The organism is Haloferula rosea, from assembly GCF_016595525.1.
Taxonomy (GTDB): Bacteria; Verrucomicrobiota; Verrucomicrobiia; order Verrucomicrobiales; family Akkermansiaceae; genus Haloferula; species Haloferula rosea.
The window spans coordinates 43,839-61,042 of record NZ_JAENII010000015.1 but is presented as its reverse complement, the minus strand read 5'-3'; the positions used below and the strand labels follow the sequence as shown (position 1 = coordinate 61,042).

Here is a 17,204-nt window from a genome sequence, read left to right as displayed (position 1 = left end):
GGGAAATCCCGCGATTTCCGGGCCCATCCACCCCGCGATACCGCGGAAATCCACGCTTCTCCGGCAGCCCCGCTCACCCCTCGCCCTTGAGAAATCTCACAGCGCGCTTCTCCGCCCAGTTCGGGCCCAATCCACCGAACCCCACGTGCCCGCCGCCGCGTGGAACCTCCAGGTGGAACCAGTCGCTGTCCCGGGCTTCGTCCCGCGGATAGCAGCCGGGACCGAGGAACGGATCATTCGCCGCATTCACCAGCAGCGCGGGAATGCGGATCTGCGGGAGAAACGGCCGGGAGCTACTGCGGGCCCAGTAATCCGCGGCATCCTCGAATCCATGAAGGGGGGCCGTGAACCGGTCATCGAACTCGCGGAAGGTCTTCACCCCCTCCAAGCGAGATGGATCGAGCTCATCCGGGAACATCTCCGCCTTCGCCCGCACCTTCTCCGCCAGCGAGACGATGAATCGCCGCATGTAGACCTCGCGGTTGAAGGCGGTCGTCAGCGTCCGGGAAGAACATGCCAGATCACAAGGGACCGAAAACGCCACCGCCCGCCCGAGACGGGGCGATCCGTCTTCACCCAGCTCGCCGAGATACTTGAGCGTCAGGTTCCCGCCCAGGCTGAAGCCGATCAGATCCACCGTCTTCGCCGGATGGACTTCCAGCGCATGCTCCACCACCGCCGCCAGGTCACAGGTCGCGCCACTGTGGTAGAAACGGGGCAGCCGGTTCATCTCACCGCTGCACCCCCGGTAATTCCATGCCAGCACATCCCACCCATCCGCCGCCAGCGCCCGGCCCATCCCCTGGATGTAGGCGGCTTCCGCACTCCCCTCGAGCCCATGGGACAGAATCACCAGACGCTCCCCACCCTCGCCATGCCAGCAGAGATCCAGAAAGTCCCCATCCGCCAACTCGAGTCGCTCCCTCCTCCGCGTGAGCGCGGAAACTTTCCTCCACAGGGACGGCACGATCGTCTGCAGATGCCCGCCCGGCAACCACCAGGGGGCGACATGGTCCGATTCGCTCACCAGTGGCATGCCCACCCCTTAAGACTCCGCCCGCCGGGATTCAAGCCCGGCCGGTTCACGGCCGGAACGCCGCGAATGGGGACAACTCCGGATGAATAAAACCCGGTCGGCGCCCATCCTACCGGGTCATGGTTCCCAGCTTCCGCCCTCCCCTCGCTCTCGCGGTCCTACTCACCCTCGCAGTCCCGTCCCTGAGCGCCCAGAGCCGGGCACCGTGGGAAAGCTTCACCCACCCGACCAATGCCGACTCCTGGTCGGTCTACAACGTCTCGGATGACCAGTACTACTTCCCCATCTGGGATGACGTCACGGAACCCACGAACCCCGCCATCTATTTCAACTTCAGCGGCGGGCAGGATTTTCATTTCTCCACCCTCGGCGCCTCGAACGATGCCTTCAGCGGCAACCTCGCCGCCCTCAAATCCGGAGGCGTCGGATTCAATCTCAGCGCGGAGAATGCCAACAACATCAACTTCGTCGACGTCGCCTTCTGGTCCGTGCCCCAGGCACGCTGGTACTACAGCCCATCGGTCACCCCCGCCGCTGACTCCTCCTGGTCATGGGAGACCTTCAGTTTCACCGACGACACCTGGTACTACTACGATGCAGGTTGGGTCGCCGTGGAGTTGGACGACCTGACCCTCTCGGATGTCGACGAATTCATCATCCGCGCCGTCCCCAACTCCTCCGCCGCCGACGGCGAATGGGTCGCCATCGACGACTTCGTCCTTTTCCCCCAAGTCATCGTCCCCGAACTTGAGGTCGCGACCAGCGGAGGCAGCTTCCACCTATCCTTCGACCTCCTCGACGGACAGAGCTACCTCGCTCAGAAAGCGACGACCGGACTCCGTAACAGCGACTTCATCGACATGCCCGGTGCGCTCACGGAAAACGCAGGAATACTGTCGCTGAGCGAACCCACCTCCGGCAGCGCCTTCTGGCGGATCGATACCGACATCGATTACTACGAGATTCCGCAGATCCCCGTCCCTTGACCCCCCCCCGGCTCAGGCGCCGCTCTCATCACCCATCCGTGCCAACTCACGCACGACCCGCTGCTTCAGCACATCGGGCCCGATCACCCGAGCCTTGCTTCCCCAGCTCAATACCCAGCGGAACAATTCCTCCGGCCGACTGAGCATGAAGCGGAGTTCCACCCGCTCGCCCGCTGCATCCAGACGCTTCAGCTCCTGCGTGGGGTGCCAGCGCCGCTCCTGCGCCATCCGCGCCGCATAGCCCCGCAGCTCCACGCGAACCTGCTGGAGCGCTTTCCCTTCCTCGTCGGACCACACACTGAACGAACGCTCAAGGTAGGCTGCCCCGTCGAAGTCGGCGGGCTTGTCGAAGCCGACCGCCTCCACCCGCACCCGCGACACCCGCGGCAGCGCAAAGGTCCGCAAGGCCTCGCGCTGCAAGTCGTGACCGATCACATACCAGCAGCCCTCCACCTCGCCCAGATGGTACGGTCGGATCCGGCGCGGCTCGGAACGTTCGGCACCAATCTTGTGATAAAACAAGGTCGCTTCCCTTCGTCGGAGAAGAGCCTCCGCAAGACGCCCAAAGGTCTCCGGGTCCGCCTTGGCCACACCGCTCGCACGCCGGGTGATGGACGCCTCCACATCATCGCCGGAAATGTCGAACTGCCGCTCGACCATGTGGTTCAGGGTCGAAAAAAGATCGCGCATCGATTCCTCCAAGGCCGTCCCACTCAGCGCACTGATTGCCTCGCGCGCATGCAGATAGCCAGCCAACTCCTTGGCACCCAGCCCGAAGCTCGGACACTCGTCCACCCCCGAGGTGTAGGTGTAGCCATGCATGCTCCGATCGTATTCCAAGGGAAGGCCCAGTTCATCGCGCATGAACGAAATGTCCCGCTGCACGGTCTTGTCCGTCACCTCGAGACGCTCGGCAAGCGTCCGACAATTCGGGAAGCCCCCTTCCTTCAGGGCCGCATGAATCAATTGGATCCGATGCATCGGCCGCCGCGACCCCCCAACCCGGCGATCTCCAAGCTGCTGCATGACACAAGCTTGCCCGCAATCCTTATAGAGACAAGAAGTATCCCCCCGTATTTGTCCGATACCTGAAGGCAAACTGGCGAGCGTTGTTCTCCCCCTTGGATCACACGAAACATCTCCTCCCCAAAATACGTCAGCGGTCCTGACCCCCCTTGGCTCCAATGGACCAGGTCCAGGATCGCTGACGTAAGGGAGAAGCAGAGGTCTTCTCTCCACTGGCAAAACTCCCGCGGGGAGTTCAAGGGGTGACTTCCCGACGACCGATCCGCCCTTCGGATCGACATCGGATTCCCCCCGGCCCCAGCCCGGCCTCGCTGAGCGTCACTCCCGCAACGCCCCCCCAAGCCGGATCGCGCACCCTGTGCCCCTCGCAGGCTGCAAATTGGCAGATTAAGTCAAAAAACCGCTCGAAAGAATACGTATGCTTTGCGAGTCCCCCATCGATTGACTCTACTCCGTGAGCCCGCATGTTGCTTGTGCCCACCGCCTCCTCCGTTCCTCCATGAATCGTTCTCCCCGAACCCTCGCGCCGAATCTGCATCGGTCGCTTCGCCAAATGCCCCTCCTGACGCTGGGAGGTGCAGCGCTGATCGCATTTGCGACCAGCCGCCTGGAAGCCGTAGGCCTCGCAGTGATCAACGAGTTCCACTACAACTCTTCGGAGAACGAACTCTATGAAGAGTTCATCGAACTGCACAATCCGGGCGACGCCCCCTACGATCTGACCGGGCATGCCATCTCCGACGCCGTTTCGTTCTCCTTCGCGCCGGGCACCACCATCCCGGCCGGAGGCTACCTCGTGATTGCCCAGGACCCGGCCACCATTGAGTCACGCTACGGGATCACCGGCGTCTTGGGCCCATGGTCCGGGAAACTCTCATCCAAGGGAGAGGAAATTGAGCTGCGGGACGCAGCGGACGGCAAGGTGGACTCAGTCGATTACCAGGCCGGCTTCCCCTGGCCGACAATGGCCGATGGCGGTGGCCCCTCCGCCGAACTGATGAACCCCCTGCTGGACAACTCGCTTGGCTCCTCGTGGCGATCCACCGGATACGGTGACCCTGCCTCCTCACTGATCAGCCCGGCCAGCACCGGTTGGAAGTACTTCAAGGGAACCAGCGAAGCCTCATCCCCGATCACCGCATGGCGACAAGCCGCGTTCAACGACAATGGCTGGCTCACCGGACAGACTCCCATCGGCTACGGAGATCCCGGCCACAATACGGTCCTCGGCGACATGCTCGAGAACTACACCAGCGTGTATTTCCGTCGTGAATTCACCATCGGGGCTGGCGCCGTGCCGACGGCACTCACCCTTCGGGTCCGCGTCGACGACGGCTGCGTGGTCTGGATCAACGGCAGTGAAGTCGCCAGGTTCCATGTCCCTTCCGGAGAACTGAACCACGACGATACCGGCATCAACCACGAAGCCGAATGGGAAACCCTCGTCCTCACCGGCATGTCCGGCGTGCTCGAGGAAGGAACCAACCAGATCGCAGTCCACGCCCTCAATACCCGCGTCGGCAGCAGCGACTTCTCCTTCGATCTCGAACTGCTCCCGAGCTCGGTGAATTCGGAAGCCACCCCCGGGACCCAGAACTCGATCGTGATTCCCACCTCACAGGCGGCCCCCTCCATCCTCGATGTCACCCACACCCCTCAGCAACCCGTATCGGGCGAGCCGGTCACCGTCACCGCAGAGATCGAGGACCCGGATGGCATGGGGGCCGTGAGCCTGCGCTACCAGATCGTCGATCCGGGAAGCTACATCCGCCTCACCGATGCCGCCTACGAATCCTCCTGGACCAGCGTGCCCATGTCCGACAATGGCACCAACGGCGATGCCGTATCGGGCGACGGCACCTATACCGCCATCCTGCCGGGCACGCTGCAGGTTCACCGGCGGCTCATCCGCTACCGCATCGACTTCGCCGACACCCTCGGCAACAGCTCGACGGCCCCCTACCCCGACGATGAAACCCCGAATTTCGCCTGGTTCTGCTACGACGGGATTCCCGCCTGGAGCGGCGCACTGCGTCCGACCTCGTTCAATGGCATACCCACTACACCGACGCAGAGCTTTTCGGAGGAAACGATGCGCTCAATGCCAGCCATCCACCTCATCGCGAATGAGACCGACGTCACGAACTGCCAGTACAACGGTTCCTACACCAACACCCGTTTCCGCGGCACCCTGATCCAGCGGGGAGTGGTCTACGACCATGTGGAATACCGCATCCGCGGGCAGGCATCGACCTACGTGAGCGGCAAGAACAAGTGGAAGATCAGCTTCAACCGCGCCCGGGACTTTCAGGCCTACAACAACTACGGTGAACCCTACGCCGAGACCTGGAACGAGCTGCCCATCAACTCGAACGCCAGCCCATGGGCCGCCATCAACCGCGGCTCCGCCGGCGTCGAGGAAGCCTCGAGCCACCGGCTCTATCAACTCGCCGGCATGGCAGCACTACACACCCAGTATTTCCAGTTCCGCATCATCGATGCCGCCGCCGAGTCCACCGGTGACCAATACACCGGCGACCTCTGGGGTCTCTACATGGGTTTCGAGCCGACAGAGGGCAACTTCGCCGACGAGCACGGCCTTGAGGATGGCAACCTCTACGCCATCGAAGGCAACAACGGGGACCTGGAAAGCCAGGCGCCCGGCCAGCCCACGGACGGGTCCGACTGGGTCACCTTCCGCAACGGGCTCGCCCAATCAGGCCAGACCGAACAGTGGTATCGCGACAACGTCGATCTCGACGCCCTGTTCACCTTCCTCGCGATCAACCGCCTCATCGGCAATATCGACGTCCGCCCCGGCGACAACTACCGCTTCATCCGCCGGCCCTCGGACGGACGCTGGATCATCATCCCCTACGACCTCGACATGATGTATGTCCCCGCCCACCACTGGGGAGGAACGATGGACAGCGTGGTCGTGGCCGGCGCACCCAACGTCTTCCGCGCCATCATGCGCCATCCCGGCATCGCCCGCGAATACCGCAACCGCTGCCGGGAGATCCTCTCCCTCGCCGGCTCAGACCGAGCGAGCACTGGAGGGCAGATCGGCCAGTTGATTGCCGAATACTCATCCTTCGTGAACCCACCCGGAGAAGCGAATACCTGGGCGGAGATCGATGCCGCTCTCTGGAACCTCCATCCCCGGACCAGAGGCAATGGAGCCAACTCCGGCCAGACCAGCCACAAGGGCAACTTCTACCGAGCCATCATGTTCGATGCCCGCGGCGGCCTGGGCGGCACGATCCGGACCAACTCGTGGATCCGCTCTCTCGACGACCCGAACAGCGACGGATTCTCCGACCACGAGGGGATCATGAATTACTTCGTCAACTACGCGACGTCCACCTGGCCCGGCGGAACCTGGTCACGAAGAGCAGTCAATGGCTTCGGCGGCGGCACCGACAACGATCCTACCCGACAACTTGGTTACGGCTACAAGTACCTCGAATTCGAAAGCCTCTACGGCGGCTGGGGAAATGCCAATGTGAACCCATCGATCGGCGACATCCATGATGACTTCCCGGATCGCCCCGTCGTCACGTCGAACAACCCGGGCTTCCCGGTCGACAACCTCTCCTTCACCTCCTCCCCCTTCTCGGACCCCGACGGCGCCGGAACTCAAGCCGCCACGGAGTGGCGCATCGCGCGACTCAGCGCACCCGGCCTGCCGGGATACATCGCAGGAACGCCGTGGCGCTATGAACTGCAAACCCTCTGGTCGTCCGGCGAACTGGCACCCGGTTCGGACACCTTCACCTTTCCCCTCGGGATCGCCCAGGCCGGGGAGCGCTACCGTGTCCGCGTCCGCCACAAGGACCTCGATGGCAATTGGTCCTACTGGTCGGAGCCCATCACCTTCGATGCCAATGCGACCGAGCCCTTCACGCTCGTCCACTACTGGAATTTCAATAATGAGGATGCCGAACCCACATTCACCCTGCTGGGTGGATCCGAATCCACTGTGGGCCAGGTCGAGTATGACGATGGCAAGGACTTCGCCGCCCTGAACGCACGCATGGGAGATCCCGCCGACGACCACCAACGCGTCAACAACCCTCTCACTCCGGGCACCGAACTGCGCTTCGACATCCCGACAACCGGATTCCAGGACATCCTCGTCCAATACGAAACGCGGAGGTCTGGTTCCGGCGCAGGCATCCAGATCATCGACTACACCACCGACGGAGGCAGCACCTGGCTGAATCACTCCCAGATCACCGTGCTCGATATCGACGACGAGGATGTGCCCGTCATGATCTTCGACTTCGGTGAAACTCCGGGCGCCTCGGACAATCCCGCCTTCGGCATCCGCGTCACCTTCGCCCAGGGCGCAGGCGGCACCGTCGGCAACAATCGTTTCGACAACCTCACCGTCGAGGGCCGCCCGACGTCTTCCAGCTTCGCCGGTTGGCAGCAAAGCCAGTTCTCACCCGGCGAACTGGCGGACCCAGCCATCTCCGGACCCGATACCGACCCGACCCAATCCGGGATCAGCAACCTGATGCGCTACGCCCTCGGCTTCGACCGGAACCAGCCCATCGTCGACCAAAGCGGCCTGTCTCTCGTGCAACGCCTCGTGACCGACGACGAACTCGAAACGGAACACCGCCTCATCTACCGCTTCCCCTACAACCCGGCAGCCACCGACATCCACTGGCAGGTGGAGGCAGGGTCCGCCCCGAGAGAATGGAGCCATGTGCTGTTCGATTCCGCCATCACTCCCTCGCCTCCCACCTCCGACGGATGGGTGGAAATCATCCTTCCCGACTCGCTCGATGGAGGACCGACCCCGGATCCCCGCATGTTCGTGAGACTGCAGGTACAACCGATTGCCACTCCCTGAGCCTCAACCGGGAGCCTTCCTCCTCCTCAAGCCCAAGCCAGCGCCCCCTCCCACGGGACACGTGCACACCCGTGCAAAACCCCGGAAATTCTCCCTGACAGGGATCGATTCTTGGCGCAAGTTCCGGCACGTCCTCCCCAAGCACTCGGTCGACATTCCTCCGTGAGGCATGGCACTCGTCACCTCGCTCCACAGGACGCTTGGAACACGGACCTCCAACACCTTCGAACCCATCTCCACCATGAAATCCATCCTTCTCTGCTCCTTCGCCCTGCTTGCACCGGTGCTGGCCAACCCTCCCACGTCCACCCCGATACCCGGAGAGAAGTCAGCCCTATCGACCTTCGCCATGCCCCCCACCCGCATCGTCTGGAGCAGCGACAAGGGCGTGGAGAACGCCGAGAACCTGCTCAAGCCGAACATCGGCCAAGCCGCGCTGAAGAGCCCGATCGAACCGGCGGTCCTGTCCGGGGGGGAAGGTTCCATCGTTCTCGACTTCGGCACCGAGATCAGCGGCTACCTCGAACTCATCACTCCCATGATCAAGGACAAGACGCCACCCAAGGCACGCATCCGCTTCGGCGAATCGGTGGCGGAGACCATGGTCGATGTCGGAGAACGCGGCGCACAGAACGACCACGCGCTGCGCGACCAGATCGTCGAACTCCCGTGGCTGGGCAAGAAGATGGTCGGCCCGTCGGGCTTCCGCTTCGTCCGCATCGATGCCGTCGATCCGGAGCACCCGGTCCACCTCGCCGAGGTCAGGGCGATGCTTCAAATACGGGATGTTCCGTACCTTGGATCCTTCAAGTCCTCCGACGAGCGCCTGAACGACATCTGGAAGACGGGGGCATGGACCGTCCACCTCAACATGCAGGACTACCTGTGGGACGGCATCAAGCGCGACCGCCTCGTCTGGCTTGGTGACATGCACCCGGAGGTATCCATCATCGGCAGCGTGTTCGGACACAACGAGGTGGTCCCCGACAGCCTCGACATGATTCGCGACATCACGCCCCCGACCGAGTGGATGAACGGAATCAGCAGCTACTCGATGTGGTGGATCATCATCCATGAGGATTGGTACAAGATGCACGGAAACCTGGCCTACCTGGCCGAGCAGAAAGCCTACCTGCAGAAACTCCTTCCCCGACTCGCCACCTTCATTGACGAGAGCGGCAGCGAAAAGCTCGACGGCATGCGACTCCTCGATTGGCCGACCTTCGAAAACAAGAAGGCCGTCCACGAAGGACTCCAGGCGATGATGGTCATGACAATGGCCAGCGGAGCGCGCATCATGGACCTTCTCGATGACCCCGGGACCGCCCAGGTATGCCGCGATGCCGAAGCCCGGCTCCGCAAGCACATCCCGGAACCCAGCGGTAGGAAATCCCCCGCGGCACTCACCGCCCTCGCGGGCCTGCGCGACGTCAAGGAAGTCGCCGAAGTCCTGAAGGCCGGTGGCCCCAAGGACCTCTCGACCTTCTACGGCTACTACGTGATCCGCGCCCTCGGGGAGGCGGGCGAAACCGCCGCGGCACTCGACATCATCAGCCAGTACTGGGGCGGCATGCTGGACTTCGGCGCCACCACCTTCTGGGAGGATTTCGATCTGGCATGGACCGAGAACGCTGCGCGGATCGACGAGATCGTTCCCGAGGGGAAGAAAGACCTGCATGGCGACTTCGGTGCGCACTGCTACGTCGGTTTCCGTCACAGTTTCTGCCATGGCTGGGCCGGTGGACCCACCGCCTTCATGAGCCACTACGTGCTCGGCATCACCCCCGCCGCCCCCGGATTCGAGAAGGTGCGGATCACCCCGAACCTCGGTGACCTCGAATGGGCCGAAGGCACCTACCCGACCCCGAAGGGAGTCATCCACGTGCGCCACGAGAAGCAAGCGGACGGATCAATCAAGAGCAGCATCAAGTTGCCCGAGGGAGTCGAGCAGGTCGACCCCTGATGACAGACCCCATCGGCCTATCCTTGGGCGATCTGCTGCAAGCCCTTCAGGTCGAGTTTTCCGCTTCCGAGATAGGGCAGATCTGAAACGGCGATGAATTGATCGCGCCTTGGTTTCCACAGGTTGGGAATCGACGCATCCTTCAGGTCGTTGAGCACTTGTTCCAACAACTGCTCATCGGCCGTGTGCACCACGACCAGTCGCTCCCCCTTCTTGTCATCGGGCACACCGGTCACGGCGAAGACCTGACCGTCATCACCAGCCAACTCATTCAGGGTTTGTTCCACATTGCCGTGCGGCACCATCTCGCCGCCGATCTTGCTGAACCGACTGAGGCGCCCCTCGATCCACAGGTAGCCATCGTCATCGATCCTCACGATGTCGCCGGTGTCATACCATCCGTCCTTCAGCACCTCCGCGGTCTTCTCCTCCATGCCGAGGTAGCCTTGCATCACGTTGGGCCCCTTGACGCGCAGCAAGCCCTGCTGGCCCGGCGAGAGCTCGTCGCCGTTCTCCGGGTTCACCACCTTCGCCTGCATGTCCCGCAGGACCCGGCCGATCGAACCCACACGGTTCTGGCCCGGACCATTCAATGCCACGCCCGGTGAACACTCGGTGCATCCATACGCCTCGAACGGGCGGCAACCGAACTTCTTCTCGAAAGCATCCGCCACCCGCAGCGGGAGTTTCTCAGCCCCCACGACCACGAGGCGCAGCGCATGGAGTTGCTCGGGCTCGATCCCACGCAGATAGAACTGCAAGAAGGTCGGAGTGGCGATCATGATGGTCACACCGAACTCCCCGGCCATCGGCCCGATCACTTTCGCTTCCATCGGATTGAAGTGATAGGCGCATCCGAACCCGCTCACCGCGGGACCGGCAATCGTGGCCATGAACCCGAAGGAGTGGAAGAACGGCAGCACGCCAAGCATCCAATCGGAAAGGACGAATGAATACACATCACTCACCTGTTCCACGTTCGAGATGATGTTCCGGTGACTCAACATCACGCCCTTCGGCTGCCCGGTGCTGCCACTGCTGAAGATCACCGTCGCGAGATCATCCGGCTTCGCCTGATCCCCGCCCAGCTTTTTGAGAAGAGAATCTGTCGAGGACAGCTTGGTCATCATCCCGACCTTCAGCTTCTCACTGAGCTTCGGATTCAAAACCAGGTCCTCCAGCACATGCGTCCGCACCGGCAATTCCAGATTCAGCTTCTTCATCAGCTTGCCGGATACCACCACGTCCGTGATGCCACATTGCTCGATGCAGGAAGCGATGCCCTCGGGCGAGAGCGTGTAGTTCAGATTCACCGGCACCTTGCCCATCAGCAGGGCCGTCCAGTTGAGGAGCGCACCCCCGACAGAAGGTGGCACCAGGATCCCGACCATCTTCTGACCCTCCCAGAAATTCCGCAGCCGTCCTGCCAGGAACACGCACTTCTGCAGCGCCTCACCGAAGGTGACCTTGGCTCCTCCGGAATCTGCAAGGGCCAGTTTGCCGCCACATTGAGCGACCGTCGCCAGCAGGGTTTGTTGGAGTGTGCCTCGATTCATGATGACCAGCACCCTAACCGCAGAATCCTGCATTTGGAAAATTGAATCACTCACTTCAAGCATCGATCCTGTCGATGTCACCAGAGAAACCTCTTCAGGCCGAAGCTCTCAGGAGGCCCCAACTTGCGCGAAGGCACAAGTTCAACTAAGATCCGCCCATGAATACCAAACAGCTTCTCGTTCATGGCGGATGGGCAGTGGCAGCGGCTGCGGCCTTCGCTGTGGGATCTTCCCGGTCAAACGAAGGTGGGCCAGGCTCGGGGAATGCTGACGGTAGCGGGCCTTCCGCTCGCACGACTTCCCGCTCATCCGGGTTCGGATCCGAACCCGGCAGCCGCCTCCGGGCCCGCCAGGACGAACAGGGCTCCGCAGACCGCGGGGAGCTCGCCTCACTGTTCGGCAGCACGCGCGGCCTCAGCATTGCCATGTTGGCCGAGAAGGCACTCAAGGATCCCAACCCCATCACCCGGCGTCTGGCTTTCGGCCATCTGCTGGAATCGATGACCGCGGAGAACGCCCTGGAAATCCGCGAACAATTGGTCGCCATGGGGGTCGACGGCAGTGAATGGCGCGACTTCAACTACAGTTGGGGCGCCATCGCAGGTCAGGAGGCCTTCGACCATGCCGCAGCGTCGGAAGAAGAGGATCTGGCCGCCACCATGAGTGGCTGGGCCGCAGCAAATCCCAATGAAGCCATCGCGATGCTCAGGAACCTCCCCGAAGCCATGGCCGGACAGAAGGCGGAGTTGGCCGAAAGCGTGATTGCCGGTCTGGCTGATCATGACCTGACGCTTGCCACCGACATGGCCATGCAGCTGGCTGCGGAAGGAACGGGCCAACCGGACCGCCTGATCCGCGCCGTGGCCAACGAAGCGCTGCGGACCGGCAGCCCCGCCGACGCGGCGGCCTGGGCGACCACGCTGGCCGATGGCCCGATGAAGGGGGCGGCCATGGATCGTGTCGCAGGCGCCTACGTGAGAACCAATCCCGAGGAAGCCGCCAACTGGGTCACCCAGTTCGCCAACGAGGAATACGCCCAGCGCGCCGTGGCGGAAGTCGGTGAAGAATGGGGCGAACGAGATCCCGTCAATGCCCTAGGCTGGCTCGAAACCTTGCCCGCCACAGACGGTCAGGCGGATGGATTCCGATCCGTGTTCGGTGACTGGGAGGATACCAATCCGGTCGCGGCGAGCGAATACCTCGCCCAGATGCCCGCCTCTCCCCAACGGGACGCAGCCGTCAGCGGGTTCGTCCGTGGCTATGCATGGCAGGATCCCACCGCAGCCATCGCCTGGGCCGAAGACATTTCCGATCCAGCCATGCGCCAGCAATCTCTGACTCAAGCTGGCCAGGCCTACTACCGCCGTGACCCTGAAGCTGCCCGCGCATGGCTCGAAACCAGCGGCCTTCCCGCGGAAGCCCAGCAGGCAGTCATGAATCGGCGGCGCCGCTGAGCAAAAGAGAAGCGCCAACCGAGGTTGGCGCTTCGGGGAGTTCTGTCGGAGCCGGTGAGGCTCTCTATTTGATCACGATCCGATGGGTGCCCGGTGCGAGGGTCGTCGTTTGGGTCTCATCGCCACCTTCCTTCCATGGTGAACTCACCGGCAGGGTGAGCTCCGCACGCGTATTCGGCGGGACGGTTGCCTCGTAGATGAGCGAATCGTCCTCATCGCGCTTCCAGTGCACCGAGATCCGACCGTGGGGCGAATCATGGTGAGCCTTGATCCACGAGATCGTATCGGTTTCCGCCGTGGCCTCCGCACCAGGGAAGTGAGGATGCAGACGGATGGTATCGTAGCCCGGAGTGGCCGGTGCGATGCCCGCCAGAGTCGTCATCATCCATTCCGTCACCGCGCCGAAGGCGTAGTGGGAGAAGGAATTCATCGCAGCGTTCATCTTCCCGTCAGGACCACCGAAGCCATGCTCGGCGGTGAAGGAATTCCATCGTTCCCAGATCGTGGTCGCTCCATTCTTCACCTCGTAGCCCCAGGAAGGATACTTGCGGGATTGAAGGAGTGACACGGCCAGGTCGTGGTTGCCGGTGGAAGTCAGCACCGGTAGCAGAGGCTTCGTACCGAGGAACCCGGTCGTCATGCCCGTTGCCTTCGGCCCGGCCTTCTCACCGATCAGCGTCGCCAATCGTGCACCCGCCTTTTTCCGCTCTTCAGGATCCGTCAGCAGGCCACAGTCGAGGGCAAGCACGTACGCGGACTGGGACTCCGGTTTGATCGTACCGTCGGCCTGCAGGTACTGCTCGCGGAAGTTGCCGCGCAACGTCTCCACCCACTCCGCATACTCGGCGGCTTCTTTCTCAAGGCCTTGCTCCGCAGCCATCTCGGCCATCAACCGCGTCGAGAGCGTGAAGTAGGCGATCTCGACATATTCATGGGGCGTCGGATCATCAAGATTCAGCCAATCACCCCAGGGGGCACCAAATGCCGTTCCCTTGAGTTCCGGGTCCTGCGCTTTGCGCGCCTCCATGAACTGGACCATGGCATCCCAGTGAGCCGTGAAGAACGAGGTGTCTCCCGTCGCCTTCCAGATCGCGTGCGGCACGATCACCCCGGCGTCCGACCACGCCGTGCCATGAATGGCACCGCCATGACCGAAGGGATACGGCGCATAGGACGGATAGTAGCCTTCCTTCGTCCTGGAATCCTCCAGTTCGCGTAGCCATTTGCGGAAGAACGCGGCCACATCGGCATGAATGGCGGCCGAGGCGGCATAAATCTGGGCATCTCCCGTCCAGCCCATCCGCTCATCGCGCTGCGGGCAGTCGGTTGGCAGATCGATCCAGTTCGCGCGCTGCGTCCAGACCGCATTCTTGAAGACCTGATTGACCACTGGATCGGAGCACTCGAAGCCGGAACTCATCGGTGTGTCGGAGTGCAGGACCAGGCCCGTCACGGTGTCCAGCGGTGGCTCTTCATCGAAGCCGGTCACCTCGACAAACTGGAACCCATGAAAGGTGAATCGCGGTGTCCACGACTCGCCACCTTCGGCCCCCTTCGCGATGTAGGTGTCGGTGGCCCGCGCCGCGCGCAGGTTCTCCGTCATCAAGCGGCCATCGGGATGAAGCATCTCGCCATAGCGCAGCACGAACTTCTTCCCCTTCTCGGCCTTCACCTTGAAGCGGATGTTGCCGGCAAAGTTCTGCCCCAGATCGAAGATGTAGGTCCCGGGCTTGAGCTCCTTGACCGATTTGGCCTCCAGCTCTTCGGTCACGCGAACCGGCTGGGCCGGATAGGCCTGCAGGACCGGAGGTCGGACATATCCGAACTCGCGATCCTCCTTCACGAAACGGTCCACAAACGGCTGGATCACCGAACCGTTGTCCTCGGCATAAATCACCGGTTCCCACGAGGAATCGTCAAAGCCGGCGGTCGCCCAGCCAGGCATTTCCTTGCGCGCATCGTAGGCTTCACCCATCAGGAAATCCGCCTCGAACTCGGGGCCCGTCGATGTCTTCCACGTCTCGTCGGTGCCGATCACCTCGGTCGAGCCGTCCTCGTAGGTGAGGTGGACCTCCACCATGACCGCAGGCGTTTTGCCATAAATGTTCCGACCGGTCTTGTGGGGACCGTAGCCGACCAGCTTGCCGTAGCCGACATAGCCCGCATACCAGCCATCCGCGACCACGGCACCGATGGCATTCTTGCCATCGGCGAGCATGGGGGTGAGATCGTAGGTGTTGTAGTACGCCCGCTTGCGGTAGTTCGTCCATCCGGGGGCGAAGTAGGCGTCCCCCACCTTGCTGCCGTTCACGTGCAGCTCGTAGATTCCCAGCGCCGAAGCATGCGCCACCGCACGGACGACCTTCTTCTCCGGTGAGAAGGTGCTACGGTAATACCTTGCCGGTGGGAGGTGAAGCTTCTCCCGTTCCTTGTGGAAGGGAGACTCATCCTTGAAGGAAATGAACGGCTGCATCGGAGCCGCCGCGATCCGGCCGGTCACGAAACGCTGCACCTCGGTCCATTCCGATGCTTCATCGCCGGCCCAAGTACGAGCTTTCCAGTAGACAGGCGCTGACGAAGGGAGACGCCCGCCACCGTAGGTCACGTGTGTCGTCTTCCCCTCGGTCCGACGACTGTTCCAAAGGTCGGTCTTCCCGTCCTCGAGCTTGTCGGGCGAGGTTGCCACCAGAATCTGAAATGCCGTCTGGGCAAGACCCGGCTCGTCTCCGTCAAGACGCCACGAGAGACGCGGCGCCGCGTCATCAAGGCCCAGCGGACTGGTGCGGTGTCCGACCTGAAGGTCGGTCGTCGTGTGACCGTTCAGGACGGCACAGGAAGCAAGGAGCAATAACCACTTCATCGTTTTGAAAGGACCTGGTGTTCGTATTCCTGCACATCCGTGAGCCAGCTTGGTCCGACCGGGACATCCTGGCGGCGGCAGTATTCATCCCATACGGCACCAATCGGGAAGGTCTTCACTTCCTCCATCAGCGCCAGGCGGGTCGTGTAATCGCCCTCCAATTCCGCAGCCCGAAGTTTGTCGGTCGGCTCGAGCAATCCGGTCAGCAGGGCACGCAGGGTGTTGCGCACTCCAATCGTCCACGCGGCAACGCGGTTGATCGAAGCATCGAAGAAGTCGAGACCGATGTGCACACGGTCCTCCACCTTGTTTGCCACGATCTCGCGCGCAATCGCGAGAAGCTCGTCGTTGAAGGTAACCACGTGGTCGGAGTCCCATCGGACACCGCGCGACACATGAAGGAGCAACTCAGGCAAGAAGAGCAAACACGAGCTGATCTTCTCCGAAATCATCTCGGTCGGATGGAAATGGCCGGCGTCCAGGCAGAGCAGGATCTGCTTCTGCATCGCATAGCCCATGTAGAACTCGTGGGACCCGGCCACAAAGGCCTCCGAGCCGATCCCGAACAACTTGGACTCCACCGCGTCGAGGTTGTGCTCGGTCGGTGCGGCAAGAATCTCATCCAGCGAATCCTTCAACCGCTGACGGGGTGCCATCCGGTCGGCCGGCACATCCTTGTAGCCATCGGGAACCCAAATGTTGGTCACCGTCTTGTCGCCAAGTTGCCGACCCATCTCATCGGCCACCACACGACTTGCCTTGCAGTGATCGATCCAGAATTGGCGGATGCCGTCATCGGGCGAGGTCAGGGTCAGGCCGGCGTCCGCCAGCGGGTGAGCGAAGCAGGATGGATTGAAATCCAGTCCGACATTCTGTGACTTGCACCAGTCGATCCATCCTTGGAAATGCTTCGGTTCGATCGCATTCCGATCGACCTTGCTGTCGCTCTCGAGGTAGATGGCATGGAGATTGAGCCGATGGTTGCCGGGGATCAGCGAAAGCGCTTTTTCCAGGTCAGAGCGGAGCTCGTCCGGCGTGCGTGCCTTGCCGGGATAGTTGCCGGTGACCGCGAGCCCGGAGCCCAGCTGACCATCCGGATCTTCAAACCCACCCACATCATCACCCTGCCAGCAATGGATCGAGATCGGAATGTTCTTCAGGCGGGAGAGGGCGGACTCGGTGTCAACGCCCAGGGCCGCGTATTGCTCGCGGGCGGAGTCGTAGGTGGACATGAAAATGGGAGCTGGGGGTTCAGATGTTGTCTTGCGTCGACTTGTCGAGCTCGTCCTCCTTGAAGGCGAGCCACGGAGTCGCACCGATGACCCAGAGCACCATGCCCGCGGTCATCAGGTTGAAGGTGGTCCCGATTTCGAGGTTTCCGAACAAGTGGATGGCCGGAGGAATGATCGTCAACCCAAGGCCAACGAGCGCGATGATGGGGAAAAGAATTTTCATGGAA

General features: G+C 62.3%; 10 protein-coding genes. 4 read left to right on the top strand and 6 right to left on the bottom strand.

The features are described from left to right. Nucleotides 1–73: 73 nt before the first annotated feature. On the bottom strand, nt 74–1,036 hold the full coding sequence (locus JIN81_RS16505; protein ID WP_200282470.1) for an alpha/beta fold hydrolase: 963 nt from the start codon (nt 1,034–1,036) through the stop codon (nt 74–76). Nucleotides 1,037–1,155: 119 nt separating this feature from the next. Between JIN81_RS16505 and JIN81_RS16500 the strand changes: the two genes are divergently transcribed. Continuing rightward, nucleotides 1,156–2,022, top strand: coding sequence for a hypothetical protein (locus JIN81_RS16500; RefSeq protein WP_200282467.1), 867 nt, complete (start codon nt 1,156–1,158; stop codon nt 2,020–2,022). Between the two features lie 12 nt (nt 2,023–2,034). Here JIN81_RS16500 and JIN81_RS16495 read toward each other — a convergent pair whose 3' ends face one another. Continuing rightward, nucleotides 2,035–3,003, bottom strand: coding sequence for a helix-turn-helix transcriptional regulator (locus JIN81_RS16495; RefSeq protein ID WP_200282465.1), 969 nt, complete (start codon nt 3,001–3,003; stop codon nt 2,035–2,037). A 598-nt stretch (nt 3,004–3,601) separates the two neighbouring features. On the opposite strand from JIN81_RS16495, the gene JIN81_RS16490 reads away from it, so the two are divergent. After that, on the top strand, nt 3,602–7,912 hold the full coding sequence (locus tag JIN81_RS16490) for a lamin tail domain-containing protein (RefSeq protein ID WP_234045114.1): 4,311 nt from the start codon (nt 3,602–3,604) through the stop codon (nt 7,910–7,912). Nucleotides 7,913–8,153: 241 nt separating this feature from the next. Continuing rightward, nucleotides 8,154–9,875 (top strand): alpha-L-rhamnosidase-related protein, encoded by a 1,722-nt coding sequence (locus JIN81_RS16485; protein ID WP_200282453.1) that lies wholly within the window; start codon nt 8,154–8,156, stop codon nt 9,873–9,875. A 17-nt stretch (nt 9,876–9,892) separates the two neighbouring features. Here JIN81_RS16485 and JIN81_RS16480 read toward each other — a convergent pair whose 3' ends face one another. Next, the gene (locus tag JIN81_RS16480) at nt 9,893–11,431 is read right to left on the bottom strand and encodes an AMP-binding protein (RefSeq protein WP_200282450.1); all 1,539 of its coding nucleotides are present in this window, start codon (nt 11,429–11,431) and stop codon (nt 9,893–9,895) included. Between the two features lie 158 nt (nt 11,432–11,589). On the opposite strand from JIN81_RS16480, the gene JIN81_RS16475 reads away from it, so the two are divergent. Beyond that, nucleotides 11,590–12,885: a hypothetical protein gene (locus JIN81_RS16475; RefSeq protein WP_200282447.1), complete on the top strand. Its 1,296-nt coding sequence runs from the start codon at nt 11,590–11,592 to the stop codon at nt 12,883–12,885. A 64-nt stretch (nt 12,886–12,949) separates the two neighbouring features. On the opposite strand, the gene JIN81_RS16470 is transcribed toward JIN81_RS16475, so the two are convergent. From JIN81_RS16470 to JIN81_RS16460, 3 genes are read right to left on the bottom strand one after another with little or no spacing between them, the layout of a single operon-like run. Beyond that, nucleotides 12,950–15,745, bottom strand: a complete 2,796-nt coding sequence (locus JIN81_RS16470) for an alpha-L-rhamnosidase (RefSeq protein WP_200282444.1) — start codon at nt 15,743–15,745, stop codon at nt 12,950–12,952. Next, nucleotides 15,742–16,977 (bottom strand): L-rhamnose isomerase, encoded by a 1,236-nt coding sequence (locus tag JIN81_RS16465; RefSeq protein WP_200282441.1) that lies wholly within the window; start codon nt 16,975–16,977, stop codon nt 15,742–15,744. The genes JIN81_RS16470 and JIN81_RS16465 overlap by 4 nt, the downstream gene beginning before the upstream one ends. 19 nt (nt 16,978–16,996) lie before the next feature. Next, nucleotides 16,997–17,200 carry a hypothetical protein gene (locus JIN81_RS16460; protein WP_200282438.1) on the bottom strand — a complete coding sequence of 68 codons (204 nt, stop codon included), beginning with the start codon at nt 17,198–17,200 and terminating at the stop codon, nt 16,997–16,999. Nucleotides 17,201–17,204: the final 4 nt, after the last annotated feature.